This window comes from Pseudoalteromonas 'SMAR' (genome assembly GCF_048515945.1).
Classification (GTDB): domain Bacteria; phylum Pseudomonadota; class Gammaproteobacteria; order Enterobacterales; family Alteromonadaceae; genus Pseudoalteromonas.
Window position 1 is genome coordinate 1 of record NZ_JBLWMW010000038.1, and the last position, 25,342, is coordinate 25,342.

General features: G+C 47.1%; 28 protein-coding genes. 9 read left to right on the forward strand and 19 right to left on the reverse strand.

Features of this window, described 5'->3' with window-relative positions:
- Window positions 1-1,127 precede the first annotated feature (1,127 nt).
- The 11 genes from ACNKW2_RS14855 to rpoE all read right to left on the reverse strand — a co-directional run bounded on the left by ACNKW2_RS14855 (window position 1,128) and on the right by rpoE (window position 11,768).
- Entirely contained in the window at window positions 1,128-3,179 is a 2,052-nt protein-coding gene (locus tag ACNKW2_RS14855) for a TonB-dependent receptor (RefSeq protein WP_419149255.1), read from the reverse strand.
- Between the two features lie 148 nt (window positions 3,180-3,327).
- Window positions 3,328-4,062 (reverse strand): pyridoxine 5'-phosphate synthase, encoded by a 735-nt coding sequence (pdxJ, locus tag ACNKW2_RS14860; protein WP_419149256.1) that lies wholly within the window; start codon window positions 4,060-4,062, stop codon window positions 3,328-3,330.
- A gap of 54 nt (window positions 4,063-4,116) precedes the next feature.
- Window positions 4,117-4,809: a DNA repair protein RecO gene (gene recO / locus ACNKW2_RS14865; protein ID WP_419149257.1), complete on the reverse strand. Its 693-nt coding sequence runs from the start codon at window positions 4,807-4,809 to the stop codon at window positions 4,117-4,119.
- Window positions 4,810-5,709 carry a GTPase Era gene (era, locus tag ACNKW2_RS14870; RefSeq protein WP_419149258.1) on the reverse strand — a complete coding sequence of 300 codons (900 nt, stop codon included), beginning with the start codon at window positions 5,707-5,709 and terminating at the stop codon, window positions 4,810-4,812.
- Window positions 5,699-6,376, reverse strand: coding sequence for a ribonuclease III (gene rnc, locus ACNKW2_RS14875; protein WP_419149259.1), 678 nt, complete (start codon window positions 6,374-6,376; stop codon window positions 5,699-5,701). The genes era and rnc overlap by 11 nt, the downstream gene beginning before the upstream one ends.
- 2 nt (window positions 6,377-6,378) lie before the next feature.
- A complete protein-coding gene (gene lepB / locus ACNKW2_RS14880; RefSeq protein WP_419149260.1) occupies window positions 6,379-7,314 on the reverse strand; it encodes a signal peptidase I in 936 nt (311 codons plus the stop codon).
- Window positions 7,315-7,326: 12 nt separating this feature from the next.
- Complete coding sequence (gene lepA, locus ACNKW2_RS14885; protein WP_419149261.1) at window positions 7,327-9,114, reverse strand: translation elongation factor 4; 1,788 nt, start codon at window positions 9,112-9,114, stop codon at window positions 7,327-7,329.
- Window positions 9,115-9,173: 59 nt separating this feature from the next.
- Window positions 9,174-9,632 carry a SoxR reducing system RseC family protein gene (locus ACNKW2_RS14890; RefSeq protein WP_419149262.1) on the reverse strand — a complete coding sequence of 153 codons (459 nt, stop codon included), beginning with the start codon at window positions 9,630-9,632 and terminating at the stop codon, window positions 9,174-9,176.
- Window positions 9,629-10,579: a MucB/RseB C-terminal domain-containing protein gene (locus tag ACNKW2_RS14895; RefSeq protein ID WP_419149263.1), complete on the reverse strand. Its 951-nt coding sequence runs from the start codon at window positions 10,577-10,579 to the stop codon at window positions 9,629-9,631. The genes ACNKW2_RS14890 and ACNKW2_RS14895 overlap by 4 nt, the downstream gene beginning before the upstream one ends.
- Window positions 10,580-11,185 carry a sigma-E factor negative regulatory protein gene (locus tag ACNKW2_RS14900; protein ID WP_419149264.1) on the reverse strand — a complete coding sequence of 202 codons (606 nt, stop codon included), beginning with the start codon at window positions 11,183-11,185 and terminating at the stop codon, window positions 10,580-10,582.
- A 1-nt stretch (window position 11,186) separates the two neighbouring features.
- Window positions 11,187-11,768 carry an RNA polymerase sigma factor RpoE gene (rpoE, locus tag ACNKW2_RS14905; RefSeq protein WP_419149265.1) on the reverse strand — a complete coding sequence of 194 codons (582 nt, stop codon included), beginning with the start codon at window positions 11,766-11,768 and terminating at the stop codon, window positions 11,187-11,189.
- A gap of 301 nt (window positions 11,769-12,069) precedes the next feature.
- Between rpoE and nadB the strand changes: the two genes are divergently transcribed.
- Window positions 12,070-13,671, forward strand: coding sequence for an L-aspartate oxidase (nadB, locus tag ACNKW2_RS14910; RefSeq protein ID WP_419149266.1), 1,602 nt, complete (start codon window positions 12,070-12,072; stop codon window positions 13,669-13,671).
- Window positions 13,672-13,711: 40 nt separating this feature from the next.
- On the opposite strand, the gene ACNKW2_RS14915 is transcribed toward nadB, so the two are convergent.
- On the reverse strand, window positions 13,712-14,143 hold the full coding sequence (locus ACNKW2_RS14915; RefSeq protein ID WP_419149267.1) for a hypothetical protein: 432 nt from the start codon (window positions 14,141-14,143) through the stop codon (window positions 13,712-13,714).
- Window positions 14,124-14,375, reverse strand: a complete 252-nt coding sequence (locus ACNKW2_RS14920) for an FAD assembly factor SdhE (protein ID WP_336566806.1) — start codon at window positions 14,373-14,375, stop codon at window positions 14,124-14,126. Before ACNKW2_RS14920 ends, ACNKW2_RS14915 begins: the two co-directional genes overlap by 20 nt.
- Before the next feature lie 159 nt (window positions 14,376-14,534).
- Between ACNKW2_RS14920 and ygfZ the strand changes: the two genes are divergently transcribed.
- Window positions 14,535-15,446: a tRNA-modifying protein YgfZ gene (gene ygfZ, locus ACNKW2_RS14925; protein ID WP_419149268.1), complete on the forward strand. Its 912-nt coding sequence runs from the start codon at window positions 14,535-14,537 to the stop codon at window positions 15,444-15,446.
- 11 nt (window positions 15,447-15,457) lie between these two features.
- Window positions 15,458-15,943, forward strand: coding sequence for an FKBP-type peptidyl-prolyl cis-trans isomerase (locus ACNKW2_RS14930; RefSeq protein ID WP_419149269.1), 486 nt, complete (start codon window positions 15,458-15,460; stop codon window positions 15,941-15,943).
- A gap of 34 nt (window positions 15,944-15,977) precedes the next feature.
- Here the strand turns inward: ACNKW2_RS14930 and ACNKW2_RS14935 are convergent, their stop codons facing one another.
- The 3 genes from ACNKW2_RS14935 to ACNKW2_RS14945 are packed head-to-tail and all read right to left on the reverse strand — an operon-like array spanning window position 15,978 to window position 17,606.
- Window positions 15,978-16,421 (reverse strand): hypothetical protein, encoded by a 444-nt coding sequence (locus ACNKW2_RS14935; RefSeq protein WP_336566809.1) that lies wholly within the window; start codon window positions 16,419-16,421, stop codon window positions 15,978-15,980.
- Window positions 16,422-16,430: 9 nt separating this feature from the next.
- Window positions 16,431-17,258 carry a DUF481 domain-containing protein gene (locus tag ACNKW2_RS14940; protein WP_419149270.1) on the reverse strand — a complete coding sequence of 276 codons (828 nt, stop codon included), beginning with the start codon at window positions 17,256-17,258 and terminating at the stop codon, window positions 16,431-16,433.
- A 27-nt stretch (window positions 17,259-17,285) separates the two neighbouring features.
- A complete protein-coding gene (locus ACNKW2_RS14945) occupies window positions 17,286-17,606 on the reverse strand; it encodes a DUF440 family protein (protein ID WP_336566811.1) in 321 nt (106 codons plus the stop codon).
- 191 nt (window positions 17,607-17,797) lie between these two features.
- On the opposite strand from ACNKW2_RS14945, the gene ACNKW2_RS14950 reads away from it, so the two are divergent.
- Genes ACNKW2_RS14950 through ACNKW2_RS14965 form a run of 4 tightly spaced genes read left to right on the forward strand, consistent with a single transcriptional unit; the run spans window position 17,798 to window position 20,555 of the window.
- The gene (locus tag ACNKW2_RS14950; protein ID WP_419149271.1) at window positions 17,798-18,589 is read left to right on the forward strand and encodes a crotonase/enoyl-CoA hydratase family protein; all 792 of its coding nucleotides are present in this window, start codon (window positions 17,798-17,800) and stop codon (window positions 18,587-18,589) included.
- A 56-nt stretch (window positions 18,590-18,645) separates the two neighbouring features.
- The gene (locus tag ACNKW2_RS14955) at window positions 18,646-19,035 is read left to right on the forward strand and encodes a CidA/LrgA family protein (RefSeq protein ID WP_419149272.1); all 390 of its coding nucleotides are present in this window, start codon (window positions 18,646-18,648) and stop codon (window positions 19,033-19,035) included.
- A complete protein-coding gene (locus ACNKW2_RS14960) occupies window positions 19,028-19,720 on the forward strand; it encodes an LrgB family protein (protein WP_419149273.1) in 693 nt (230 codons plus the stop codon). Before ACNKW2_RS14955 ends, ACNKW2_RS14960 begins: the two co-directional genes overlap by 8 nt.
- A gap of 13 nt (window positions 19,721-19,733) precedes the next feature.
- On the forward strand, window positions 19,734-20,555 hold the full coding sequence (locus ACNKW2_RS14965) for a mechanosensitive ion channel family protein (RefSeq protein WP_419149274.1): 822 nt from the start codon (window positions 19,734-19,736) through the stop codon (window positions 20,553-20,555).
- Here the strand turns inward: ACNKW2_RS14965 and ACNKW2_RS14970 are convergent.
- A complete protein-coding gene (locus tag ACNKW2_RS14970; RefSeq protein WP_419149275.1) occupies window positions 20,548-21,438 on the reverse strand; it encodes a mechanosensitive ion channel family protein in 891 nt (296 codons plus the stop codon). The two genes, ACNKW2_RS14965 and ACNKW2_RS14970, sit on opposite strands and share 8 nt — an antisense overlap.
- A gap of 122 nt (window positions 21,439-21,560) precedes the next feature.
- Complete coding sequence (cysS, locus tag ACNKW2_RS14975; protein ID WP_419149276.1) at window positions 21,561-22,940, reverse strand: cysteine--tRNA ligase; 1,380 nt, start codon at window positions 22,938-22,940, stop codon at window positions 21,561-21,563.
- 197 nt (window positions 22,941-23,137) lie between these two features.
- Here cysS and ACNKW2_RS14980 point away from each other — a divergent pair, with 197 nt between their 5' ends.
- A complete protein-coding gene (locus ACNKW2_RS14980; RefSeq protein ID WP_419149277.1) occupies window positions 23,138-23,632 on the forward strand; it encodes a peptidylprolyl isomerase in 495 nt (164 codons plus the stop codon).
- Between the two features lie 56 nt (window positions 23,633-23,688).
- Window positions 23,689-24,423 (forward strand): UDP-2,3-diacylglucosamine diphosphatase, encoded by a 735-nt coding sequence (locus tag ACNKW2_RS14985; protein WP_419149278.1) that lies wholly within the window; start codon window positions 23,689-23,691, stop codon window positions 24,421-24,423.
- A 6-nt stretch (window positions 24,424-24,429) separates the two neighbouring features.
- Here the strand turns inward: ACNKW2_RS14985 and miaE are convergent, their stop codons facing one another.
- Entirely contained in the window at window positions 24,430-25,215 is a 786-nt protein-coding gene (gene miaE, locus ACNKW2_RS14990) for a tRNA isopentenyl-2-thiomethyl-A-37 hydroxylase MiaE (protein ID WP_419149279.1), read from the reverse strand.
- Window positions 25,216-25,342 lie beyond the last annotated feature (127 nt).

Here is a 25,342-nt window from a genome sequence, read left to right on the forward strand (position 1 = left end):
GCTCATATGGTGCAGTGCGGGATCTCCGCGTAGCGGCTTAGTTCAACAGTGTATTAGCGTGAACGCAGAAATATCTCTATGTATGAAATATTGCATAGCTTCACACCAAAGCAGTTTATTCTCAACAATAACAGTAATTTACCACCAAACACTCTCAGTGCTCAAGTATTAGTCAGCTGGAGAAAGCGAGACCATAGATATTCGAGACTCTAAGTCTCGTTATGTAACATGATTAAGTTCCTTTATTTCATATAGTTAAAAAGGAAATTGAGTTATTCGAGACAATAAGAAATGATTAAAGCGAGAAGTATGGCTAGTGAATTTGAGCGCCTTTGCTTCGAGTAAACATCGATAAGTCAGTCGTCCACGCAAGCGGGCGTAAAAAGCCATCACAAGAACAGCTCTATCAGCTCTATCAGCTCTATCAGCTCTATCAGCTCTATCAGCAATAAAATAGCTAACAGAAATAAAACAGCAATCAACAGCAACATCCTCCTCCCTCATCACACCCTCAAGTCAGCAGCCAATTAACTTATTTCGCGCAGGGAAGCGCGAAAAAGCATGTCGGGCCAAGGACGGCCCTTACATGCTGGTAACGTTAAAATTGGCTGATTACTTGAGGACGATACCAGCTTGGCTTAATACATGCTCAATTCTGAGGGAGTAAATCTGCCACTAACTGCGTTAAAAATTTATTATTTAGCACCACCAAATCGCAAAATTTTTGCCTTGTTATTGACGAGATTTACTTGCCTCAGAATCGACCCTTTAATTAAGCAAACTGGTATTAGTGTGATGCTGGGAGCGCCCTTTCTTTTGCTTACTTTTCTTTGGGCGGCATCGATAAGTCAGTCGACGCCCATGGACGGGCGTCGAAACCCATCACGAGGACAACCAAACCCATTACACAAGAACAAAAAGTTCAGTCTCTAATAGTAAATGTGATGCTGGGAGCGCCCTTTCTTTTGCTTACTTTTCTTTGGGCAAGCATCGATAAGTCAGTTGGCGCCCATGGACGGGCGTCGAAACCCGTCAGGACGACAGCTCACTCACAACGAGAGGGCAAAGCGGGCTGTCCTTGCTAGCAGTTAAGGATAAGTTCCTAAATAAAATTACTACTATCTACTTCACCACACATAATCCAACGACAACATGACATTGCGAGGTCGCCCGGGAAAGTAGCGTTCGCCGCTAAAGGAAGTAAAGTCGGCGCGCTCGGCATAACGAGCATCAGTGAGGTTTTTCACCCGCATGGTAAGGGCTAGCTGAGGGCTGGCTTGCCACTTGGCACGCAGTGACAACAAGTCATGCCCTTCATAGCGGTGCAGGTTTTCCGGATCGGTGTAATACTCGCCAACATGACGCCACACTAATGCAGTACTAAAGCTATCAGAAGGCTGCCATTGCAGCTGTGACGTAGACACGACTTTCGGCGCCGTATCGAGCATATTGCCGTTAATATTTACGCCGTTAAGCACTCTATCTTGTTCATAGCGGTGTTCGGCATAAGTAGCAGCAATATCGAGTTGCCACTGCGGCGATAGACGATAATTTAACTCTACTTCCACGCCTTCGTGGCTAGACTCGCCATCGTTAATATAGAAAAAATCACTGTCTCTGAAGATTAGGTTGTCTTTGACCATACGGTACAGCGCTACTTGATAGCGCAGATCACGCGTTGCCCCTTTTAGCCCCACTTCGATGTTATCGGCCTGCACTTCTTGTAATTGCGCTTTTTGCTGAGCTCGCTGCAGCTGGTAAAGCTCCGCCGTTTGCGGTGCCCGAAAACCCTGTGACACGTTCGCATAAAGCATGGCATCGGCATCAAGGCGATAGCTCAGTGCCAAAGTAGGTGAAAAGCTACTAAAGTTGTCATCGCCACTGGCCGGGCGGCTATAGCGACACCCTCCCATGCCACATTCAGTGCCATCGGCTTTGGTTCTGCCCACGGGTAAAAAGTTGTCATAGTCATAGCGGATCGACTCAAAGCGTCCCCCTAGGTCCACAGTCCACTGCTGTTGTTGCCAGCGTAACAGCGCATATGGCGCGATTTGAGTGGCATCTACTTGGTAATCGTAATGCTTGCCCATGGGGATGGTGGCTTGTAAAAACGCCGACCCTTGCGTTGGGCTATCTTGCTGTTGCAGCATTTCCCCTTGGGTGTACTCGGCATCAAGCCCCCAATTAAGGGTGACATGCTCAGCCAACGGCGTTTTAACCGCAGTCTGAATACCGACACCGGTTTGACTGTTGGTTTCCAGTGGCTTGCCTGGTAAGAAGTGTTTTAAAAAGTCCATTTCTTGCCAGCGTAAGTATGGCTTCACTAAAACCTCGCTTTCTCCACGCTGCCAGTTTAGCGCACTCCAAGCTCGCAATGACTGGGCTTTACGATAGGCTTCGGGGTTTTCGTTGCCCTTAGCGGCCGCTTTATTTTTATAGCTATCGGCGCCAGTAATGTAGCCTGCAGTGTCTTGATCAAGGTGCGTGTAGGTGAGCCCAGAGGTAGCAAACACGCTTTGCCCTTGGTATTGGTGTCTTAGGCTCAGTTTTTGTTGTGAGACGCTTTCCCCTTCTCTGTAACCACTGTCGTGGCTAAGGGTTGCCGCGGCGCCAAGGTTATACTCACTGCTGCCGCCGGCCATGCGCGCCCGAGTATAACCAAACGAGCCATAATCTAGCCCCAACTCGGGAGCACTATTGATGGTATCTTTGCTTATTACATTCACCACACCATGCATGGCATTGGAGCCATACAGTACACTATTAGGGCCTTTTAACACTTCGATGCGCTCGGCCGCTTCAAAATGCGATTCAAACAGCTCATTGATGTTACAAAATCCCGCAGCGCGTAGCGGAATGCCATCTTCGGCGGTGAGTAAACCGCCGCACGCCCCGGCGCCAGAAAGCACCTGAGAGCGCAATGCCGGTAAATACTCTTGACCATTGCCATGCTGCAAATTAGCACCTGCTACCGTTTGCATGGCCTTTTCAATGTGCGTAACGCCTATGTCTTGCAGTTGCGCTTGTGAGATCTGAGATAAAGCCACCGGTTCAAGGGCACTGCTGGCTTCAAACCGCGATGCCGTAGTGGTGATCACCTCAATATCGCTGTTATCACTGGCCAAACCAAGGCTTGGCGCTAACACCACCCCAGCCAAAAACACTTTCCCATACGTCATAGTCGTCCTCGAAAAAAAAGGGCCTAGCGCCCTTTTCATTTTTTTAAACCATTATTGTACTGATTAGCGTTGCAACCTGATCATTGTAAATGGCGACTTTCACTTAAAAATGAATGTATTACCAAACAATTAAGCCGTGCTATGGAGCTTAAGCCGTTCTAGCCTCAAGCATGATCCGCTTCATATCGCGCACAGCCTTTTCTAAGCCATCGATGGCGGCTCTGGCAATAATGGCATGGCCAATATTCAGCTCGTAAATTTCTGGCATAGCAGCGATTGGCTTGACGTTATGATAATGCAAGCCATGACCGGCATTAACCACAATCCCAAGGCCGTGGGCATACTGTACACCTTCACGAATACGCTCAAGCTCGGCGGTCATTTCAGCGTCGCTTTCAGCATCCGCATATGCGCCGGTATGAATTTCGATGTACGGCGCACCAGTTTGTTTTGCTGCATCTAACTGCGCTTTATCGGCATCGATAAATAAACTCACTTTTATTCCCGCGGCGCTCAAGCGCTCAGTTGCTGCGGTGATTTTCTCTAAGTTGCCAGCTACGTCTAGGCCGCCTTCAGTAGTCAACTCTTCGCGCTTTTCTGGAACTAAACACACATACTCTGGTTTTACTTCGCAGGCAATATCGAGCATTTCATCGGTCACTGCGATTTCCAGATTCATACGAGTTTGAATGGTTTTTGCCATCACATAAACATCGCGGTCTTGGATGTGGCGGCGGTCTTCGCGTAAATGGATGGTGATGCCATCAGCACCAGCGTGCTCAGCAACGGCCGCTGCATGAGCGGGATCGGGGTAACTGGTGCCTCGCGCTTGGCGCAAAGTCGCGATGTGATCAACATTCACGCCGAGTAAAATATCTTTCATGATTGGTCCTTTAAATATCAAGGGCTAGGCCCGGCGACACCGAGCTAACCTAAGCTATTTTTTGCTAATAAATAATTCTCTACTTTTTAAGCCCTGCTTACCCAAAAGTGGCTGCATTAAGCGCCGCGTTAATAACTTTGCTGCGCGCCGTACTCCGAGGTCGCTAAAGTCTTGCTGGGCAATGGCCAGTAATGATTGCCCCGGTATCGTATCAGGTTCACGACCAACCGCAACAAAGCCATATTCAGCAACGTATTTGTACGCATTATGCGGTGACACCGGATTACCTTCAGCATCAAACTCCAGTTCAACACCAAAGCCCAACTCTGCCAAAAGCTGCAATTCAAAACTACGCAAAATGGGTTCAACATCGGGCTCGTTGCTGAGTCTGGTGAGATGGAGTTGGTATAACTCGAAAATTTGCTCTAGCGGTTCATTGACCGGCACCACCCGTTGCGTCAACTCGTTGAGGTATAAGCCACAGTAAAGTTGTCTGCCAGTTAGGGTAACTTGGTTATCGGTGGGCTCAAAGCGATTAATGTATTTGAAGTCGTAGCGGCCAGCGTATTGTAGTAGCAGTAATGAGAAAGGCCGCAGTTGGGCATTGTGTTTGAGGGATTGCTTGCCCTTAACTCGGGCAAGCATTTTTAACTGTCCAACGCCTTCAACAAGCACATCAAGAAGGATCTGAGAATCGCTGTACGGGCGGCGATGTAACAGATAGGCTTGTCGAAAGTCGCTATCCAATCAGTCTTCTCCGTACCCTAGGCTGCGCAGCGCACGCTCATCATCAGCCCAACCGGATTTCACTTTTACCCAACACTCGAGATAGACTTTGTTGTCGAGCATGTCTTCTAAGTCTTTACGCGCTTCGCGACCGATCACTTTAAGCTTTTCGCCTTTGTTACCAATCACCATGCGTTTTTGTGATTCACGCTCGACTAAGATCAAGGCGTTGATCTGCCACACGCCATTGTCTTGCCACTTAAACTGTTCGATTTCCACGGTCACCGAGTACGGTAGCTCGTCGCCCATAAAGCGCATTAGCTTTTCACGCACAATTTCGGCGGCCACAAAACGCATTGAACGGTCGGTGACATAATCTTCAGGGAAGTAGAATTCACAGGCCGGCAGACGCTTGTGTACTTCATCTTTGATGATGTCGACGTTCTTACCTTGCTTGGCTGAAATGGGCACGATGCCAATAAAGTCACCTTGCTCACTAAGCCACTGAATGTGTGGCATCAGTAGATCTTTGTCTTTAACCTGATCGGTTTTGTTCATTACCACTAAAATCGGACGGCCGCTTTCTTTGATTTTGGTTAATACCATTTCATCATCGGCAGTCCAGTGGGTGCCCTCAACCACAAACAAGATCATCTCGACATCGCCGATAGAGCTTGAGGCCGCGCGGTTCATTAAGCGGTTAATGGCACGCTTTTCTTCAATATGAAGTCCTGGCGTATCAACGTACACCGCTTGATAGTTATCCTCGGTGTGGATCCCCATAATACGGTGGCGAGTGGTCTGTGGTTTGCGCGAAGTAATACTGACCTTTTGCTCAACCAGTTTGTTTAATAGCGTCGATTTACCCACATTTGGTCGACCGACGATGGCAATCATGCCGCAATGCGTATCAAGCGTCATTCTTTAATATCTTAAGCGCTTTTTCGGCAGCTTTTTGCTCGGCTTTGCGTCGCGAGCTACCTACTGAAATTATACTTTCCATCCCTTCCACTATACATTCTACCGTGAACGTTTGGTTGTGTGCTTGACCCTTGGTATCAATCACAGTGTAGCCTGGCAATGGTAGTTTGCGAGCTTGCAAATACTCTTGTAGCAGGGTTTTTGGATCTTTTTGGTTGTGCCCTGGTGAAATCGCCGATAATCGCGTTTCATACCAGTTCAGTACCAAATCTCGGCAAACATCGATGTCTGAGTCTAAAAACACCGCACCGATGATGGCTTCAACGGCATCGGCTAAGGTTGACTCACGACGAAAGCCACCGCTTTTCAGCTCGCCAGGACCTAGGCGTAAATAGTCACCTAGTGCGAACTCAACACCAAACTCGGCTAACGTTTGGCCTCGTACTAAGGTTGAGCGCATGCGGCTTAAGTCGCCTTCGCGGGCTTTGGGAAATTTGTGATACAAAGCATTGGCTATCACAAAGCTCAAAATAGAGTCACCCAAAAATTCGAGACGCTCGTTGTGCTGGCCTTTGTGACTGCGATGAGTTAAAGCCTGCTCAAGCAACGCCTTGTCTTTGAAGTGGTACCCTATTTTATTATACAGTTCTTCTACGTTTCTTTTCATTGTTACTGAATGCTACCTAGGCGTTCAAAACGAACACCAGTTGGAACCCAACTTGGCAAAATGCTATCTGGGCCATTATCAAAGTCAAAACTTAACCAAATAAACACCGCGCGACCAACCAAGTTTTCATCAGGAACAAAGCCCCACATACGGCTGTCTTGGCTGTTATTGCGATTATCACCCATGGCAAAGTAACTGCCTTCTGGGACCACCCACTCGTCGCGACGAGTACCTGGTTGTTGATAATAACGGTCGGTTAGTTCTAACACTTCTGGGTTAATTAAAATATCATGCTCTGCATCAGGCAAATGCTCAGTTAAACGCACCAATTGCATCGGCCCTTGGGTGAATTCGTCACGATTAACAATATCCACGTCAATCTTGTTGTATTCACCACAAGTCAAGCCATTGGCTTGGTCTTGCCCGGCTGTGCATTGCGGTTTGATGTAAAGCTGACGGTTGCGATAAACAATATGATCGCCAGGCAAGCCAACGATCCGCTTGATGAAATCGACACGCTCATCCAGTGGGAATTTAAATACCGCAATATCGCCACGCTCTGGGGTGCCTGTTTCCACCAACTTACTACGCCAGACTGGGTCTTTAATCCCGTAGGCGTACTTTTCCACTAAGATAAAATCGCCATCTAACAGCGTTGGCATCATTGAACCCGATGGAATTTGAAAGGGCTCAAAGATAAACGAGCGGAAAATGGTGATGGCTGCAATCATCGGAAAGATGGACTTTGCATTTTCTACAATGGCAGGCTCAGGAGCGATTTCGGCCATCACGTCGTCATCTAACTTGTGCTCCGACGCGCCTTGAGCAATGGCAAGCCGTGCTTGTCGTTTTGGTGCATATACTAAGTGGTCAATCAGCCAAATAAGGCCTGAGCCGACTGTAATAAGCACCAATAAAATCGAAAAATAACCTGCCATTTGTATTTCCTGTTACTTGCCTACTTTTAATATTGCTAAGAACGCGTCTTGCGGCACCTCAACGTTACCGAGTTGCTTCATGCGCTTCTTACCTTCTTTTTGCTTTTGTAGTAGCTTTTTCTTACGGCTCACGTCACCGCCATAACACTTGGCAATTACGTTTTTACGTAGCTGCTTGACTGTGCTTCGGGCAATGACGTGGTTGCCTATTGCCGCCTGAATAGCAATATCAAACATTTGTCGTGGGATCAATTCACGTAGCGCTTCTGCCAGTTGACGGCCACGACTTTGCGCGCCATCACGGTGCACGATAATCGCCAAAGCATCAACGCGGTCACCGTTAATTAAAATATCCACTCGAACCATGTCAGAAGGTTGGAAGTGCTTAAAGTTATAATCCAACGAAGCAAAACCACGGCTGGTTGATTTCAACTTATCGAAAAAGTCCATGACTACTTCAGACATTGGCAGCTCATAGGTCACCGCTACTTGTTTGCCGTGGTAACTCATTTTGGTTTGCATGCCGCGTTTTTCAACACACAAGGTAATGACGTTACCTAAGTATTCTTGTGGCACCAAAATGTTGGCTTCAACAATCGGCTCACGAATTTCAATGATGTCATTGACTGGTGGTAAGTCAGAAGGATTATCGACCTTGACAACGCCGTCTTTGGTCTCTACTTCGTAAATTACCGTTGGTGCGGTGGTAATAAGGTCAATGTTGTATTCACGCTCTAAACGCTCTTGGATGATTTCCATGTGCAACATACCCAAGAAACCACAGCGGAAACCAAAGCCCAGTGCGGTGGAGTTTTCTGGCTCGAAGAACAAAGAAGCATCGTTTAGGCTGAGCTTATCAAGGGCGTCACGGAAGTTCTCATAGTCATCTGATGAAATCGGGAACATGCCAGCATAAACCTGCGGCTTAACGCGCTGGAAGCCCGGTAAACGATCGGTGGCAGAGTCGCGTGCCATGGTGATGGTATCACCCACTGGAGCACCATGTATGTCTTTAATACCCGCGATAACAAAGCCAACCTCACCGGTTTTCAGTATACCGGTATTAGTTTGCTTTGGCGTGAAGATACCGACTTTATCCACTTGATGGACTTGCTCAGTCGACATGATTTTGATTTTTTCACCAGAGCGTAATTCACCGTTTTTAATTCGCACCAATGAAACAACCCCTTGGTATGGGTCAAACCACGAATCGATGATCAAGGCTTGTAACGGCGCATCTGGGTCGCCTTCTGGCGCTGGAATATCTCTTACCAGCACTTCAAGTACGTCTTCAATACCAATGCCGGTTTTAGCACTACACTGCACCGCTTCTAATGCTTCAATACCAACAATGTCTTCAATTTCTTCGGCAACGCGCAGCGGATCGGCCTGTGGTAAGTCAATTTTGTTTAGGACTGGGATAACCTCTAAGTCCATTTCTATTGCGGTGTAACAGTTTGCAAGGGTCTGCGCTTCAACGCCCTGGCCGGCATCAACCACCAACAAAGCCCCTTCACAGGCGGCGAGTGATCGCGACACTTCGTAGCTGAAGTCAACGTGTCCTGGGGTGTCGATAAAGTTAAGCTGGTAGGTTTCACCATCTTTGGCTTTGTAATTAAGCGTTACGCTTTGCGCTTTGATGGTAATACCGCGCTCACGTTCAATGTCCATCGAATCCAGTACCTGCTGTTGCATTTCGCGGTCTGTTAAGCCGCCACAAACTTGGATTAAGCGGTCTGACAACGTCGATTTTCCATGGTCAATGTGGGCGATAATAGAAAAGTTACGGATATGCTTCATATACTGGATTCAATACTTCTGTTAGTCACAAATAGAAATTAAGACCTCGATTTTACATTTTATTTAGAACAATCACCATCTATTTGCGTTATTGGTAGGCTAATTGGGTAAATTTTTATCACTTTTACCTGATGTTTGAGGGTTTCGCCCTTGGCTTTGGCGAAAAATAAACCGGCGGCGGCACCAACAACAGCAAAAATAATTTGTACTGGCTCAGATAGCTGCAACAACAGCGCGGCGCTAAACATCCCCACAAAGGCAAAAATAAGCGGCAGCATGTAAACATAAAAGGCATGCTTAACCACATTACTGTCATCCAGTGACAGCTTTATTTTTTGCCCCACCTCAACCGCTTGGTCAAGCTGGAGGGGAAATTGCTTTTTGTGGGTACCGAAGAGTTTGGCAAAGATTTGTGAGCCGCATTTACCATTACACCCTTCACAGGCGGGTTTTGCTTCTGCTTCTAAATAAACGGTCGCGCCTTTTATGGCCGCGACCGTCAATGTTTGTTCAATCATAGTGGTCTTTTAACGGATTCTGCAATCGCTTTGGCGGTCATCGCTGGAATTTTACCTACCACGGATACATCAAAGGCATTGGTGTTATGCACATACACTGTGGTGGCGCCAGATGATAGCGCGCCGCTTGGGCGCTGCCCCGGCAACGGCCGTTGCACGAACACCGAAATATCCACCAAACCGTCTGAGAACAGGTAGTAATCCGCCAGCTCATTGTTTAAATCTAACTTATGGCGGTCTGATTTTAACAGCTCAAAGCCTTCAGGTAACCAACCAATTTGCCAATTATTTTTGCCCGTTGTTTCCAGCTCGGTAAGTAGACCAGACACCGGCGCTGGAAATTGTTTCTCGGCAAGCTCTTGTAACTGCTCGGCAGGCGACTCGGTCACACTAATGTGAGTTAATTGCAACTGCTCAAGCATTTCACCTTGCTGATTTACATAGGCCGATTTCAACAGTAGCGATGACTCAGTATCAATCCATAACCAGTAGTTATATTTACTGTCATCTTTAGACTCTAACCGTACTAACTGTGCAGGACGGTCAACAATACGGCCTTTGCCACCGAGCACAAAATCATAACTGCGCTTCAGCGACTCAATGTTTTTGAATAATACTTCAGGAATGGGACCGGCAATGGAGTCGGTTTGAATGGTGTAAGGCTCAGACTGGGGCTCAAAGTAAGTGACGTTATCACCAATGCGGATCATCTCCAAACCGGCGCCATTGAGTAAACTCAACAGCTCGACCTCAACGCCATCTTGGTTGCCATGCAGCCAGCGATAAGGCTCCATTGATTTGCCTTTGACCACCACAAAAGAAGCGTCAAAATTGCGCTGATGAACCGCGGTGGCCATGTCTTTTAACAGTTGTTTGGCCGATAGGCCATCACTGGCCCATAAACCACTCGAGAAAAATACACTAACTACAAATAACAGTGCTCTCATTTACTGCTCTTTGTCCTCTTGTTGGTCAGCCGTTTTTGTGTTTGATGACTGCTGAATGGCATAAGCCATACGAGATTGCCTTTGATGCTCTAATACCAAAGCACCAATGCGCTGCTGTTGCAATTCGCGAATACCTTTAGAAGCGGTTTCTAAGGCAGGCTCCGACGACAAGCTCACTGGCGATACGCCACCTGTTAGTGGTGTGGATTGCAGCTGTAAGTGCTCGTTTGCAGGGGTTGGCGCAGTACCACTTAAGGTATTCACACCCAAGATAGCAAATAAAGACACACTCGCCGCGATTGCCACTTGGGCAAAGGGCTTACGCCAAGCACTCATGGTAATTACATTGCTGTTTGGCTTTTCGCTTTGTGGTGTTGCCACTTCGTTGTGGGCCGGCTCTTGCTCGAGTGCCGCGGCAAAACTACGGGTTATATCAATGCTTGGCGTAGCTTGTTGCTCGCTGCGCATGGCATCACCAATCAATGCATAACGGGCAAACTTTTCTCGGTCTAGCTGCGCGTCAGTGTCGGCATTAAGTGACAAATCACCGTCAAAAATACGTGACGTAGTTATATCCTCTGTCACTGGTTTTTCCGCTTGTGCCATATTAAGACTCACCTATTAATGGGTTCAAATTATTATCTATCGCTTCCCTTGCGCGAAAAATTCTCGAACGGACCGTACCTACTGGGCAGTCCATTATTACTGCGATCTCTTCATAGCTCATCCCTTCAATTTCCCGCAGTGTAATGGCGGTTTTTAAATCGTCAGGGAGGCACTCTATGGTTTTGAAAATAACCGCTTTAACCTCATCGCTCAGAAGTAGATTTTCTGGAGAAGCGTTGGAGCGCAGTTGATCTGCACCGTCATAAAATTCTGCTTCTTCCGCATCTACGTCATTGGCTGGCGGCTTTCTACCCTGCGCCACCAAGTAATTTTTTGAACAGTTAACCGCTATTCTATACAACCAAGTATAAAATGCGCTTTCGCCCCTGAAGTTAGGCAACGCTCGGTATGCTTTAATGAACGCTTCCTGTGCCACATCCGCCACATCGCCTTGATTTGCAACATAACGTGAAATCAGCGCTGCGACTTTATTTTGATACTTGGCAACTAACAGGTTGAATGCGTTTTTATCTCCCTGCTGAACGCGTTTAACTATATCTAGATCTAACTCCTGCTCGCTCATTCGAGCCGGTACTCCTCTTGTTGTTGTTCTAACATATCTCTAGTTGCCATCATTTACAGCTACTCTGACTGGGTACTGAATAAAAAGTTCTGTTTTTTTGTATTTTTTTTTAAAATAAACGAATTCAGTCACCTTTGCGTATTTACTGTCGCTGGCAACCGCTTGCAATGGTTGGCAGCAACAGCCGATATTTATTTGTCCGTGGCTGTTATGCATATGGGTGCAAACTCTCTGCCTCCTATGATAGCAGATGTGATATAAATAGCAGAATTAAACGCAAAAACAGCGAAGATCTTCAAATATGAAAAACAACATTCACCATCACGCTGATGTGGTCATTATTGGTAGCGGTGCTGCCGGGTTGTCATTGGCGCTGTCCTTGGCAAACCATTGCGATGTCACTGTGATAAGCAAAGGAGCTTTAAAAGAAGGCTCTACGTTATATGCCCAAGGTGGTATTGCCGCCGTTTTTGACAAGAAAAATGACAGCATTGAATCTCATGTTGAAGATACGTTGGCGGCTGGAGCGGGTTTGTGCGATCGCGAAGCCGTGCACTACACCGCCTCAAATGCGAAGCATTGTTTAGACTGGCTGATTGAGCAAGGCGTGCCATTCGATATGGAAGTGGACAGCAAAGGCAAAGAACGCTTTCACTTAACTCGCGAAGGAGGTCACAGCCACCGCCGCATTCTGCATGCTGCAGATGCCACAGGCAAAGCCGTGCAAACCACCTTAATCAGCCAAGTGCAGCAGCATCCTAAGATCACTTTATTGGAGCAGTATAACGCCATCGATCTGGTCAAAGACAAAGCAGCGACAGAGGCCAACATTAAGGGTGTGTATGTTTATAATCGCCAAGCGGATCGCGTTGAAAGCATTACCGCTAAATTTGTCGCATTAGCCACCGGCGGTGCCAGTAAGGTGTATTTATACACTTCCAACCCTGACGTTTCTTCTGGCGATGGCATTGCCATGGCTTGGCGGGTGGGCTGCCGGGTCGCAAATATGGAGTTTAATCAGTTCCACCCTACCAGCCTCTATCATCCAGAGCTGCAAAACTTCCTTATCACCGAAGCAATGCGTGGCGAAGGGGCACTATTAAAGCGCCCAGATGGTTCGCGTTTTATGCCTGACTTTGATGAGCGCGAGGAACTGGCACCCAGAGACGTAGTCGCCAGAGCCATTGACTATGAGATGAAACGCTTAGGTGCTAATTGCGTTTACCTCGATATCTCCCATAAAGATAAAGAGTTTATCATCGAGCATTTTCCCACCATTTATGCCAAGTGCTTAAGCGTAGGGCTGGATATCACTAAAGAGCCTATTCCGGTGGTACCTGCTGCGCATTATACCTGTGGTGGCGTTATGACCGACTTTAATGGCCGCACCGACATCGACAACCTGTATGCCATCGGTGAAGTGGCGTATACCGGCCTTCATGGCGCGAATCGCATGGCCAGTAACTCCTTGCTCGAATGCATTGTGTTTGCCCATGCGGCGGCCAAAGATATTCTCGCCAAATTGCCTAATACCTCAGTACCCTCGCCTTTACCGGCATGGGATGAAAGCCAAGTCAGTAACTCCGATGAGGAAGTGGTGATCACCCATAACTGGCATGAACTAAGACTCTTTATGTGGGACTATGTCGGCATTGTGCGCTCCACAAAGCGCCTCGAAAGAGCACTGCGTCGAGTGGAACTATTACAACAAGAAATCCATGATTACTATGCCAACTTTAGGGTCAGTAATAACTTATTGGAGCTTCGAAACCTAGTGCAAGTGGCTGAGCTTATTATTCGCTGCGCCCTAGAACGAAAAGAAAGCCGCGGATTACACTACACCATTGATTACCCCGAAATGGCAGCGGAGCCCAAGCCCACGATGCTGACACCTAAAGCCTAGAGGCCGCAATGGCAGCGCGGCTAGCGCTGCTATTTTACCACTACTGTTCTGGCGCCTTACCACTGTATAAGTTGGCCATTCTGCACAAGATGCGCCAATCGCTGGGAGCCACAGCCGTTTTGTGCAGCATCACTTTGGTGGTTCGCTGCTGGCTATTGCAAATATGGCATTCTAATAGACTATCGAACCACAGAGTGGACCGCAGTAGCTGCCCTTTGAACAACTGGCTCTCACAGTGTACTTCCATATAGGCTTTTTCTGGTAATAACAGCAACGAGCCGGTTTTTGGCGTTCTCTGGCTGTAGTAGCGCCAACATGCTAACGCGCAACTGGTGTAAAGCGGAACAATCAGCCACCATAGCTGTGGCAATATGACGAAGGTGATCAGGGCAAGGCAGGTAAACAGAACCACAAAAAATTTATGGCTCTGTTGGTTATTATGAAATTCAATTCTAGACGCGGATACGGTCAAGGATCAGTTTAACCATTTGTCTAAGCTCTGGATCAGGGCATTCTTCGTGACCCATAAACCAAGCGAATAAGTCAGGGTCTTCCACCGTCACTAAGCGTTGAAACACATATTTACCTTCGTCCGTCAGTGCATCGTAGGCTTCGTCAACAAACGGCCCTAAGATCACATCTAACTCCAGCATGCCACGGCGACACGCCCACTTTACTCGAGCTTTTGGCAGCAATTCCACCATAAATCATTCAACCCCAATTAAAAGATTTTAAAATTATACTTAACCGACTTACTTTATACCACAAAACCATTTCTGATGGGTTATTGAAAAGCCCGCTAACTATCTCCACATCTGATTTTAAGATACTATTACGAAAACACTTTAATAGGGATCAACATTATGTCAATTGCTCGTGCTTTCAAGCTACCTATGGCGGTTATTCGTGTTTCAGGGCAAGATAAATTAAGTTACCTGCATGGTCAGGTTACCCAAGACATCAACCTTATCAAAGACGATAACTTCATGTGGTCAGGTCATTGTAGCCCCAAAGGCAAGCTATGGTCAGTTGCGCGACTGACGCGCTATCAAGACGATTACGTGTTATTGAGCAGCGAAGCCGAAACCCAAGCCTCACTGAAAGAGCTACAAAAATATGGCGTGTTTGCCAAAGTCGATATTACGGCACCAAACTGCCACGTATTTGGCTTACTGTGTGAAGATGAGGGCCAGTTGCTTAGTCATTTTCAGCAAGACCCAAACAGCAGCGCCACTGCCTTTGACGTAACTGCAGGTAAGCTACTGCGGGTGGCACCGGGGCGCTTCATTGTAATCGCCTTTGATGACCTTGCATTAGGCGACGATATAACACTGGAAGATGATCCAAGCCCCTTTATCGCTGCTGCAATTTTAGCCGCTGAGCCACAGTTAAACGCTGAACACATCGACGAGTTCGTGCCACAAATGGTAAACTTGCAAGCATTGAATGGCATTAGCTTCAAAAAGGGCTGTTATACTGGTCAAGAGACCGTGGCGAGAATGCGCTACCTTGGCAAGAATAAACGCGCTATGTTTGTAGTTAGCGGCAGCGCCGATGCGCCATTACAAGAGTCTGATCTGGAACTGCAAGTCGGTGATAACTGGCGTCGCGGTGGAAAAGTCATTCAGCAATGCTTTGATAAAAGCAATAGCACCTATTATGCATTGGCCGTTATGCCTAACGACACGGCGGCAGATGCGGTACTTAGGGCGAAAAATACACCTGAGGTGAGTCTTACGATTCAGCCTCTACCTTATTCTTTAGAAAACGATTAACGGGATCGCACATGATTATTGCCCCAAACTCAGTAGTGACAATTCATTACTCAGTGCAAGACAAAGACAAAAATACCATCGACAGCACCTTTGACGATGCGCCAATCGTAGCCATGCTTGGCACTGGTTACTTGATCCCTGGACTTGAAGATGCGCTACAAGGTACGCAAGCCGGTGATACATTCAGTATTACCGTTGAGCCACAAGAAGGCTATGGCGAGCGCTTTGACGAGCTAACGCAAGCGGTGCCAAAAGCGATGTTTGATGGCATGGAAATCGAAGTGGGCATGCAATTTAGAGCAACCACTGACGACGGCGAGCAAATTGTCGTGATCGTTGGTATCGAAGACGATGAAGTCATTGTTGACGGTAACCACCCACTGGCGGGGATCACCTTAAACTTTGATGTTGAAGTGGTTGATGTTCGTGAAGCGACAGCGGAAGAGCAAGCACACGGCCACGTTCACGGTGAAGGTGGCTGCGGTCACGAACACTAAGCACAGCTATTGTTGAGCCTAAAAAGCGCTGATGTTATTCAGCGCTTTTTTGTTGCTTACTGGCCATGGCCGCGACGAGATTACTTTGATCTGCGGTACCAACCCGGTATTTGGTGCCATCTTTCATCACCACCTCTAAAGCCTTAAAGCCAGCCACTGTATACACCCAACCATCGGTGCTAATGCGCATACCAATGCCATGACGCAGCGAGTTGGTAACAGGTTGCACGTAGTCAATATCAGCAAATGCCAAGGTAACCTTGGCTACCTTAGGGCCAAACCACCAGCTTAGCGTTTCACGCTCTGGGTCAACCTCAACGGTTAAGCCATAAAAAATAAACGCCACGATTGCCAGTAGCACCAAAAAGCCAACATAGGCAGGATTGTAGCCGGTGAGGTAGATGGCTAACAAAGTAATGCCAGCAATAAAGGCCACAAACAGCCAAATAACCCACGCAAACTGAACTTTTTTATACATGTTTTTTCTCTAATTAAAGCTATACACTAACGTGGCACTGAGCTCAGTATCCACCTTCTCTTTATCTTCTTCTGGCTTTGAGTTGTAGCGGTAAATAAAGGCAAATTTCAACGCTATGCCACCTAATACTTGAGTCACTAACGCCGTTTCCGATAACAACCTGGAGTTGAGTCCTGACAGCGATTGTTCGTAACTAATGTCTTGATTAAACCGCGTGCGCGCTGAAACATTACGCTGCCATTGCAACGCCAAACGTAATAATTGACCTTGCTCGGTGCGACGTTGCCCCGCTGCCAGCTCGGTTTCATCATCAATGCGAGAGATGGATAAACCCGGGCCAATATCAATATCCACGGTGTTTTTACGCCCTTCAAATACCCGATTACCATACCCTAATGCAAACGTCGCGGTGTATTCTTTACCGTTAAATTGGTCGCGCTCGTAATCACCATAAATAAAGAACGACGCGTTATCACTGCCCAGTTTATAATTTCCTTGCGCAGAGCCAAAATAACGCGACGCCGACACGTCTTCTTCGCCCGTTTGCGCATCCGTTTCACGACGGTACAAGCCGTCGAACTTAAACTGGTTACGCCAATGAGTAAAGTCTTGATAAAGATTGCTCTTTAGTTTGAATGCGGTGTTCTCGGTATTGCCTTTGTTAACAATAAAGCCAAACTCTACATCGCCATACAACAACTCACCTTGATGCAAAGTGTGAATTTCATCATCGGGTAACTTGCCATAGTCGTGAAAGTCTTCAAACGGGTCGGCGGCCAGCGCCACGTTTGCAGTGATTACTAATAAGCTCGCGAATAAATAATTAAGGTACTGCACAAATTACTGCTTAGTTATTGGGTTAACTTAGGAATCTTTCCAGATAATGTGACAAAACGGGGCATCGAGATCGCGACTGATTAAAATCTTCGCGTATACCTGATCGCTGTCATCAAACTCAATTCCCACCAACACTTGAATAAAATGCTCAGGCTCCGCCTCTTGGGCGTAGCTGGTCACCTCATCCCAACTGCTATCGGGTTCACTTTCCTCGATAAAACCGCGGTCTTCACGATGTTCATTAAACATGTCGATATCATGCTGTTCGAGATTTTCTGGTGCCAACTCAAGAAAAATATCGTAGGCCTGATGGGTTGCTTCCTCAACGGAACAAAGTCTTGCAGTCATAGCGGTTTGCCTGTGATTATCTGTATCGCTGCAATAATAACAAAATGTACAGAAACATGAATACAAGCAAACGATATTCCGGCAGAAAATGACGGTAGATGTCACTGCGCTGACTTTAATGGTTGGATCTTCCGCGCTTTTAAGTTATTACTCTACTTAAAACAAGAAACTACCACTAGGAACACTGCTTTATGATTTCACTTTCTATCAAGGACCGAGTTGCTTTTGTCACCTTGTCACGACCAGAAAAACAAAATGCCTTGTCGCTGGAGATGTTTGTGGCGCTAGATAAAACCATAAAGCAATTGCGCCGCGACCGCACCTTAGTTGCGGTGGTGTTGCAAGGCAGTGGGGATCACTTTTGTGCTGGGTTAGATGTAAAAAGTGTCATGAAGCGCCCCAGTAGCATTGTAAAGCTATTATTTAAGTGGCTACCAGGTAATGCCAATTTAGTACAACGAGTGGTATTAGGTTGGCAAACACTGCCTATACCCGTGATCGCCAATATCAAAGGAAATTGCCTTGGCGGTGGCTGCCATATTGCACTGGGTGCCGATATTCGCATCGCTGCAAGCACGGCTCAGCTGGCCATTATGGAAGCAAAATGGGGCTTATGCCCGGACATGGGAGCCAGTTTGTTATTGCCAGGCTTAGTCAACAAAGATAATGCCTTGGCGCTCAGCATTGCCGCTGAACGGATTGTGGCCAGCAGCGCTCAGCAATTAGGCTTAGTCACTGAAGTGTGCGACGACACAGATGCTCGCATAGCACAATTGTTAGCTCAGTACCGCAGCCGTTCACCTGATGCCATTGCGGCCATTAAGCAAGTGTATAATCGCGCTTATAATCAGCCCAGTAGAAAACTGCTGTGGCAAGAAACTTGGTCGCAAATCAAATTGCTATGCAGTAAAAATACGCGCATCGCCATGAGCAACGCCACCAGCGACGCAGCGAAAGCGTTTCGACCACGTGCAAAGTGGTAGTGGCCCTTGCCATAAAGTAGAATGGTCAACACAGTGCCATAAGGTAAAATAAAGCAATGACAGACACCAAGGTAGCGCTCACTGATATGCTCAAGGCCACGGGCTATTTTCTTCGCGGCTTTATTATCATCCTCGCCTGCTTGCTGTTGGCAAAAGGTGTGAATAGTTACTTCGCTTTAGCGGCCCCTGCCGCCTTAGTCGCGATGCTGATACTACTGGCACTACTGGCAACTAAGTTAGTGCCTGCGCAGTGGTTAGCCCCGGCCGCCGAGCCTATTTTAAAGTACATGGCATTATTTTTTATTCCCGCCGGTGTGGGACTGGTTGAACACCTAAATCTGTTCGCCACTCGCTGGCCACTGTTGTTATTGTTATTACTGGGCTTACCCAGTTTATGTTTACTGCTATTGGCTCCGCTGGTAAAGAGAATTAAGTTTCGTGATTAATACTGTGCTCCCTGCTGTTTTAACCATAGTGTTGTTTTTTCTCGCCAGGCGACTCTATGGCCGCTATGCCATTGCCCTGCTTAACCCGGTTTTGTTGTGCATAGCCATCATCTCCGCTGTGCTACTGTTAACCCAAAGCGACTACCAGGCATACCAGCAATCGACTATGGCGATCCATTATTTATTAGAGCCTGCAGTAGTGGCCTTGGCTTACCCTTTGTATCGTCAGTTTCATCAAATTAAACCGGTCTTTGTGGCGCTCTGTTTTACCAGCTGGCTAGGTGTCAGTATCTCAACCACTGCGGCCTTCTTACTGTGCCAAGCTTTTGCTGCCAGCGCCGAGATTTCCGCATCCATGGCGGCATTGTCAGTGACCACGCCAATCACCTTATTAATCAGTGACTATCTCGGTGGGATCCCGGCAGTTGCTGCCATTATGGTGATTTTAATTGGGGTTTTTGGTGGGGTATTCGGACTGCACATACTTACCTTTTGCCAAGTCAGAGGAAATGCCGCTAAAGGCGTGGCACTAGGGATCGTATGCCATGCCATTGGCACCGCTGCCGCCATGGAACACCATCCCCAAGCCGGGGCTTTTGCTTCGGCCGCTATGACCATTACAGCCGTGATCACTGCACTTTGGGTGCCAGTGCTTTATCATTGGCTAAGTATAAGCTTTTTATAGTGAGACCATAACCTTGATTAACCAAGAAATAGAACAAATCGAACACTACTACAACCTGATCCGCGACTATCTGGTCACCTATAGCTTTCAGCTCCTGGCCGCGATTGTTATCTTTTTATTAGGCTTGTGGCTGTCACGCAAGCTCTCAAAAGCCACCGAAGGAGTGATGCTCAAGCATCGGATAGACCCAGCACTGACCAACTTTGTTGGCAATGTCATTAAGGTGCTGATCATCGCCATGTTTGTGGTTATTGCGTTAGGCAAGGTGGGGATCAGTATCACGCCATTTGTGGCTGCCATTGGTGCCGCATCATTGGGTGCGGGCTTGGCATTACAAGGGATGCTGGCGAACTATGGCGCGGGTCTGGCCATTATCGCCACACGCCCGTTTGTGATTGGCGATACCATCAGCATTAAAGGCGTCAATGGCGAAGTAAAAATGATAGAGCTTGGCCACACTACGCTTATCAATGAAGAAAAAGTTGAGATCACCATTCCCAACAAACACATTGTTGGCGAAATTCTGCATAACTCCTTTGCCAATTCTTTGGTCAAAGGTGAAATTGGCATTGCTTACGATGCCGACTATGAGCAGGCACTTGAGCTAATAACCGCCATTTTGACGCAACACGATAAGGTCAGTAACGACCCCAAACCACAAATTGGTATCGAGGCCTTTGCCGACAGCGCAGTGGTGTTAAGCTACCGTTACTGGGTGCCTACCACCGCACAAATTGAAACCAAGTTAGAGATCAATAAAGCCGTGTTTGCCGCCATTCAAGCTGCTGAAATTGAAATTCCTTTCCCGCAACGGGTGGTGAAAATACTCAATTAAGCTTGTCGTCACTGAAGCCACTGCGCAAATGGAGATCGCGTTGCGGAAACGGGATCTCGATTTGATATTTATGAAAGGCATCATCAATGGCCCACAAATAATCAGACACCAGTGCCGTCGGCCGCTTCACTTGCTCGGGCTGCACCCACACTCCTAAGGTAAAATTAAGGCTACTGTCACCAAACCCTGTCATCCATACCGTGATTTCTCTGCCTGGCGTATCTAAGGTGTACTGTACATTGCGTGCTGCCTCCAGTGCTGCCCGCTTCACTTTTTCTTTATCACTGCCATAAGCCACCGAAAATGGAATACGAAAGCGACGGTATTTATCCGACATGGTCCAGTTGGTTACGGTATTCGATACCATGGCAGAATTGGGGATCAGTAAGTCGACGTTGTCGTTGGTGCGGATCCAGGTTGAGCGCATATGTATGGCAATGACTTCACCCACCACGCCATCGCTCAGCTCAACAAAGTCCCCCACTTTAACTGACTTTTCTAGTAGCATCACAATGCCCGAGACAAAGTTGTTAACCAGCCCCTGTAAACCTAAGCCAATGCCCACACCAAGGGCACTGGCGACCAATGCCAGCTCGGTCATTTCGATGCCCAGCGCAGTGAGCGCAATAATAAAACCAATGAACAGAACGATATAGTGAATGATCCGCCCTATCACATAGGCAGAGGTGTGTTGAATAACTCCTTGGCGCGATGCTAAACGGTTAAATGCCAAACGCAGCAGTTTAGAAATAATAAAAGTGGCAATGATGACAGCAACAAATGAAAGCGCCTCACCCACTTGCAACGAAAACTTGCCCAGCGCAAACAGCTCTTGCTCAAGCCAAGAAATATCAAGCTGGGTAACGTCAGATGGTTTAATCATGTGATTTGGTTATTGTTTTGTTTTTATTAGTTTGGTCATTTATACACCGAATGACAAGTCTAGATAGCACAGTAACAAAAAAAGCCTTCACTGGGTGAAGGCTTTTTCAAGTAATGCGATGGTTATGCTTTACGCCACGTGGTTTTGCCGGCGCTGTCTTCGAGTACCACGCCCATGGCAGTAAGAGCATCCCGAGCTTCATCGGCCGCAGCCCAGTCTTTATTGGCACGGGCAACCTTGCGCTGCTCGATAAGTGCTTCAATTTGCGCCACTTCGTCATCGTCTTGCTCGCCTTTTAAGAAGGCATCAGGCTCTTGTTGTGCAATGCCTAACACGGCAGCAAGTGTGATTAGAATATAAGCATGTTCAGCCGCTGCTTGTTGATCCGTCTCTTTTAAGCGGTTCACTTCTTTGGCTAATTCAAAAATAACCGGTAACGCTTCTGGGGTATTAAAGTCATCGTTCATGGCCGCTTCAAAACGCGCCACATACTCATTGCCTTTGAGCTCCACCACTTGTGGCTCAACGCCACGCAGTGAGGTATAAATGCGCTCTAATGAGGCGCGTGCCTGCTCCAAGTTTTCTTGCGAGTAGTTTAACTGACTGCGATAGTGGCCATTGATCAAAAAGTAACGCACCGTTTCGCGGTCGTAGGCTTTAAGTACTTCGCGGACGGTGAAAAAGTTACCTAATGATTTCGACATCTTTTCTTTGTTGACTTGAACCATACCGGTGTGGATCCAAGTATTGACGTAGCGGCCATTGTTAGCACAGCATGACTGCGCGATTTCATTTTCATGGTGTGGGAATTGCAAATCTGAGCCACCACCATGAATGTCAAAAAACTCACCTAAATGTTTCGAGCTCATGGCGCTACATTCAATGTGCCAACCAGGACGACCATCGCCCCATGGCGACTGCCACGATGGCTCATCAGCCTTGGCTTTTTTCCACAGCACGAAGTCCAGCGGATCTTCTTTGTCTTGTGCCACTTCAACGCGAGCACCTGCTTGCAACATGTCGAGGTCTTGCTGTGACAGCTGGCCGTATTGCTCAAACGTTGAAACGTCAAACAGGACATCGCCGTTTTTAGCCACATAAGCATGACCTTTTGCTATTAAGCGTTCGATCATGGCGATGATCTCATCCATGTGCCCAGTAACCGTGGGCTCAATATCAGCAGGCAAGATGTTAAGCGCGTCAAAATCCTCGTGCATGGCTTTAGTCATCCGCACCGTTAAGTCATTAATGGCTTCGTTATTTTCTGCGGCTCTTTTGATGATTTTGTCGTCAACATCGGTGATATTACGCACATAAGTGACATCGTAACCTAAGTAACGTAAGTAACGATTCATCACATCGAATGAAACATAGGTTCGAGCGTGTCCCACATGGCAGAAGTCATAAATGGTGATACCACACACGTACATATCAACCTTGCCTTCTTTGAGCGGTTTAAAGGGGGCTTTTTGTCGAGTGAGTGTGTTGAATATCTGCAACATGTAGTTCAATTCCTAGTTTAGGGTATATTTACAAAATTACTGATAATCATATCACCTGCGTGGCGTAGGCTCTAGCAATTAACTGGGATTTAACGTCCCTTTTTTGCTTTTTTCTGCTGATTTTACTGCAAAGCTTTTTCACCTTGGTAAAGTTGTTATAAAATAGGGTTTTAATCACTAGCACTATGGACACTAACATGGTTGTTTTAGAAACAAATCACGGCGAGATCCGCATTAACCTTTTCGCTGACAAAGCACCTGAAACGGTTGCCAACTTCCTTAACTACGTTAACAGCGGCTTTTACAATGGCACTATTTTCCACCGTGTCATTGATGGCTTTATGGTTCAAGGCGGTGGTTTTGCCCCAGGTATGGAGCAAAAGCCAGTTGAAGCCCCAATTAAAAATGAAGCCAATAATGGTCTTGCCAACAAAGTAGGCACTTTAGCCATGGCGCGTACACCGGATCCACACTCAGCAACCGCGCAGTTCTTCATTAACGTCAATGACAATGACTTCCTGAACTTTTCTAGCGAAACAGCGCAAGGTTGGGGTTACTGTGTCTTTGCAGAAGTGGTTGAAGGCATGGACGTAGTAAACAAAATCAAAGGGGTAGCAACAGGCTCTGCCGGCTTCCACCAAGATGTACCACTTGAAGACGTGATCATTGAAAAAGCCTACGTTGCAGAATAACGTACTTTTTTCATTTCGGGCCAGCGCTACGCTGGCCTAATTATTCCAGAGGGATCATGGCTAAAACCTACTTTATTGCCGATTTACACCTAACCGAGCAACGCAGTGATATCACTCAAGCATTTTTTGCTTTTTTGGATCAGCACATGACTGAGGACGTGGATGCGCTATATATTCTCGGCGACTTTTTTGAAGTATGGATTGGTGATGATGAACGCGACCCATATGCACTATCCATTGCTGCTAAACTGCGGCAATTGCAGCAGCACAATATTGCCGTTTTCTTTATCCATGGTAATCGCGACTTTCTAATTAAGCAGGCGTTTGCCGACGAATGCCGCATGACTCTACTACCTGAACAAGCGGTGATCGATCTATACGGTACGCCAACCGTGATTTTGCACGGTGACGAGATGTGTACTCAGGACGAAGCGTATCAAAAGTTTCGTAAAAAGAGTCGTGGCTGGTGGTGGCCAAAACTGATGCTTGCCATGCCACTTTGGTATCGCCGCCGTGTCGCTGCAGATGCCAGACGCAAGAGTGTTGAAAATCAAAAAGGCAAACCACTGGAAATTTTAGACGTCACCGAAGAGGCGGTAGCCCAGATGTTTGCCAAGCATCAGGTCAACAATATGATCCATGGCCATACCCACAGGCCGAACGTGCACCACTACCCTGACGGCAAAGTACGCACAGTGTTAGGTGACTGGTACTCTCAGAGCTCATACTTAGTGGTTGACGACAGCGGTGAGCAACAACTCCTTTGTCACCCGTTTAGCGCTAATGGTTAACGGCCGCTAGCTTAGCGGCGCACCAGAGTGAAATTTAAAATCACTGTCTTGGCTGGTGATGAGTTCATTTTCAACCTGCTGAAATAACGCAATACGCCCCGCCACATCACAGCGCTTAGGGTCGGTGGCATTGGCGACCTGCTCGGCTAGGCTAATGTAATCTTGATAATGTCGTGCTTCAGAGCGCAGTAATGACACATAAAACTTGGCAATGTCTTTATCGAGCAAAGGTGCCAATTTGGCAAAACGTTCACATGAACGGGCTTCGATGTAAGCACCAATAATTAACTTATCCACCAAGGCTGCCGGCTCGTAAGTGCGAATGTGCTTAATCATCCCCGAGGCATAACGAGAGGCCTGCACGTATTCCACCGCAATATGGCGGCTGCGAATAATCTCCAGCACCTGCTCAAAATGATGCAACTCTTCTTTGATTAAGCGCACCATCTTATCCAAGATGTCTTGGTTATAGCTGTACTCCGGCTTGGCGGTGAGTGTGCCGATAAGCTCATTTTTACTGCCACTAAACTCACCATCGCCAATACTACGATAAACAAAATCTTCGTAGGGCTTGAGCCAGCTCAGTAAGGTTTGAGCGGAATTATCGTCAATGGCGTATTTGCGGATCAAAAAGGCGGCGCTCTGTGCCGCTTTAAGCTCACAATGCATATGATCAATAAGCAACAACGGCAAATGCTCCGCTTGTTTGGCTTTATCCAGCCAAGTTTGCGGCGTTTGCGCACCTAAGAACTGATTAATGGGTTCGAGGAGTTCTCTATACTTTTCTAACATAACAATAAAATACTCTGGCTTTGTGTCATTTTAACACAAGTTGACGCTGCAGGGACTACTAGGGCAAGGGTTGGCGTTAATTTTTAGAACTTTCTGAAAATAACAATGGCGCTATTTAAAGACATTT

Excerpts from the sequence above, each read along its gene's own strand:
- ACNKW2_RS14900 (WP_419149264.1), bottom strand. The coding sequence starts at position 11,185 with ATGGCACAAGCGGAAAAACCAGTGACAGAGGATATAACTACGTCACGT.
- ACNKW2_RS14985 (WP_419149278.1), top strand. The coding sequence starts at position 23,689 with ATGGCTAAAACCTACTTTATTGCCGATTTACACCTAACCGAGCAACGC.
- miaE (WP_419149279.1), bottom strand. The coding sequence starts at position 25,215 with ATGTTAGAAAAGTATAGAGAACTCCTCGAACCCATTAATCAGTTCTTA.
- lepB (WP_419149260.1), bottom strand. The coding sequence starts at position 7,314 with ATGGCAGGTTATTTTTCGATTTTATTGGTGCTTATTACAGTCGGCTCA.
- ACNKW2_RS14930 (WP_419149269.1), top strand. The coding sequence starts at position 15,458 with ATGATTATTGCCCCAAACTCAGTAGTGACAATTCATTACTCAGTGCAA.
- ACNKW2_RS14935 (WP_336566809.1), bottom strand. The coding sequence starts at position 16,421 with ATGTATAAAAAAGTTCAGTTTGCGTGGGTTATTTGGCTGTTTGTGGCC.
- lepA (WP_419149261.1), bottom strand. The coding sequence starts at position 9,114 with ATGAAGCATATCCGTAACTTTTCTATTATCGCCCACATTGACCATGGA.
- cysS (WP_419149276.1), bottom strand. The coding sequence starts at position 22,940 with ATGTTGCAGATATTCAACACACTCACTCGACAAAAAGCCCCCTTTAAA.
- ACNKW2_RS14980 (WP_419149277.1), top strand. The coding sequence starts at position 23,138 with ATGGTTGTTTTAGAAACAAATCACGGCGAGATCCGCATTAACCTTTTC.
- ACNKW2_RS14945 (WP_336566811.1), bottom strand. The coding sequence starts at position 17,606 with ATGACTGCAAGACTTTGTTCCGTTGAGGAAGCAACCCATCAGGCCTAC.
- ygfZ (WP_419149268.1), top strand. The coding sequence starts at position 14,535 with ATGTCAATTGCTCGTGCTTTCAAGCTACCTATGGCGGTTATTCGTGTT.
- ACNKW2_RS14955 (WP_419149272.1), top strand. The coding sequence starts at position 18,646 with ATGACAGACACCAAGGTAGCGCTCACTGATATGCTCAAGGCCACGGGC.
- ACNKW2_RS14950 (WP_419149271.1), top strand. The coding sequence starts at position 17,798 with ATGATTTCACTTTCTATCAAGGACCGAGTTGCTTTTGTCACCTTGTCA.
- ACNKW2_RS14970 (WP_419149275.1), bottom strand. The coding sequence starts at position 21,438 with ATGATTAAACCATCTGACGTTACCCAGCTTGATATTTCTTGGCTTGAG.
- rnc (WP_419149259.1), bottom strand. The coding sequence starts at position 6,376 with ATGAAAAGAAACGTAGAAGAACTGTATAATAAAATAGGGTACCACTTC.
- ACNKW2_RS14920 (WP_336566806.1), bottom strand. The coding sequence starts at position 14,375 with ATGGTGGAATTGCTGCCAAAAGCTCGAGTAAAGTGGGCGTGTCGCCGT.
- ACNKW2_RS14890 (WP_419149262.1), bottom strand. The coding sequence starts at position 9,632 with ATGATTGAACAAACATTGACGGTCGCGGCCATAAAAGGCGCGACCGTT.
- era (WP_419149258.1), bottom strand. The coding sequence starts at position 5,709 with ATGACGCTTGATACGCATTGCGGCATGATTGCCATCGTCGGTCGACCA.
- ACNKW2_RS14855 (WP_419149255.1), bottom strand. The coding sequence starts at position 3,179 with ATGACGTATGGGAAAGTGTTTTTGGCTGGGGTGGTGTTAGCGCCAAGC.
- rpoE (WP_419149265.1), bottom strand. The coding sequence starts at position 11,768 with ATGAGCGAGCAGGAGTTAGATCTAGATATAGTTAAACGCGTTCAGCAG.
- ACNKW2_RS14895 (WP_419149263.1), bottom strand. The coding sequence starts at position 10,579 with ATGAGAGCACTGTTATTTGTAGTTAGTGTATTTTTCTCGAGTGGTTTA.
- pdxJ (WP_419149256.1), bottom strand. The coding sequence starts at position 4,062 with ATGAAAGATATTTTACTCGGCGTGAATGTTGATCACATCGCGACTTTG.
- nadB (WP_419149266.1), top strand. The coding sequence starts at position 12,070 with ATGAAAAACAACATTCACCATCACGCTGATGTGGTCATTATTGGTAGC.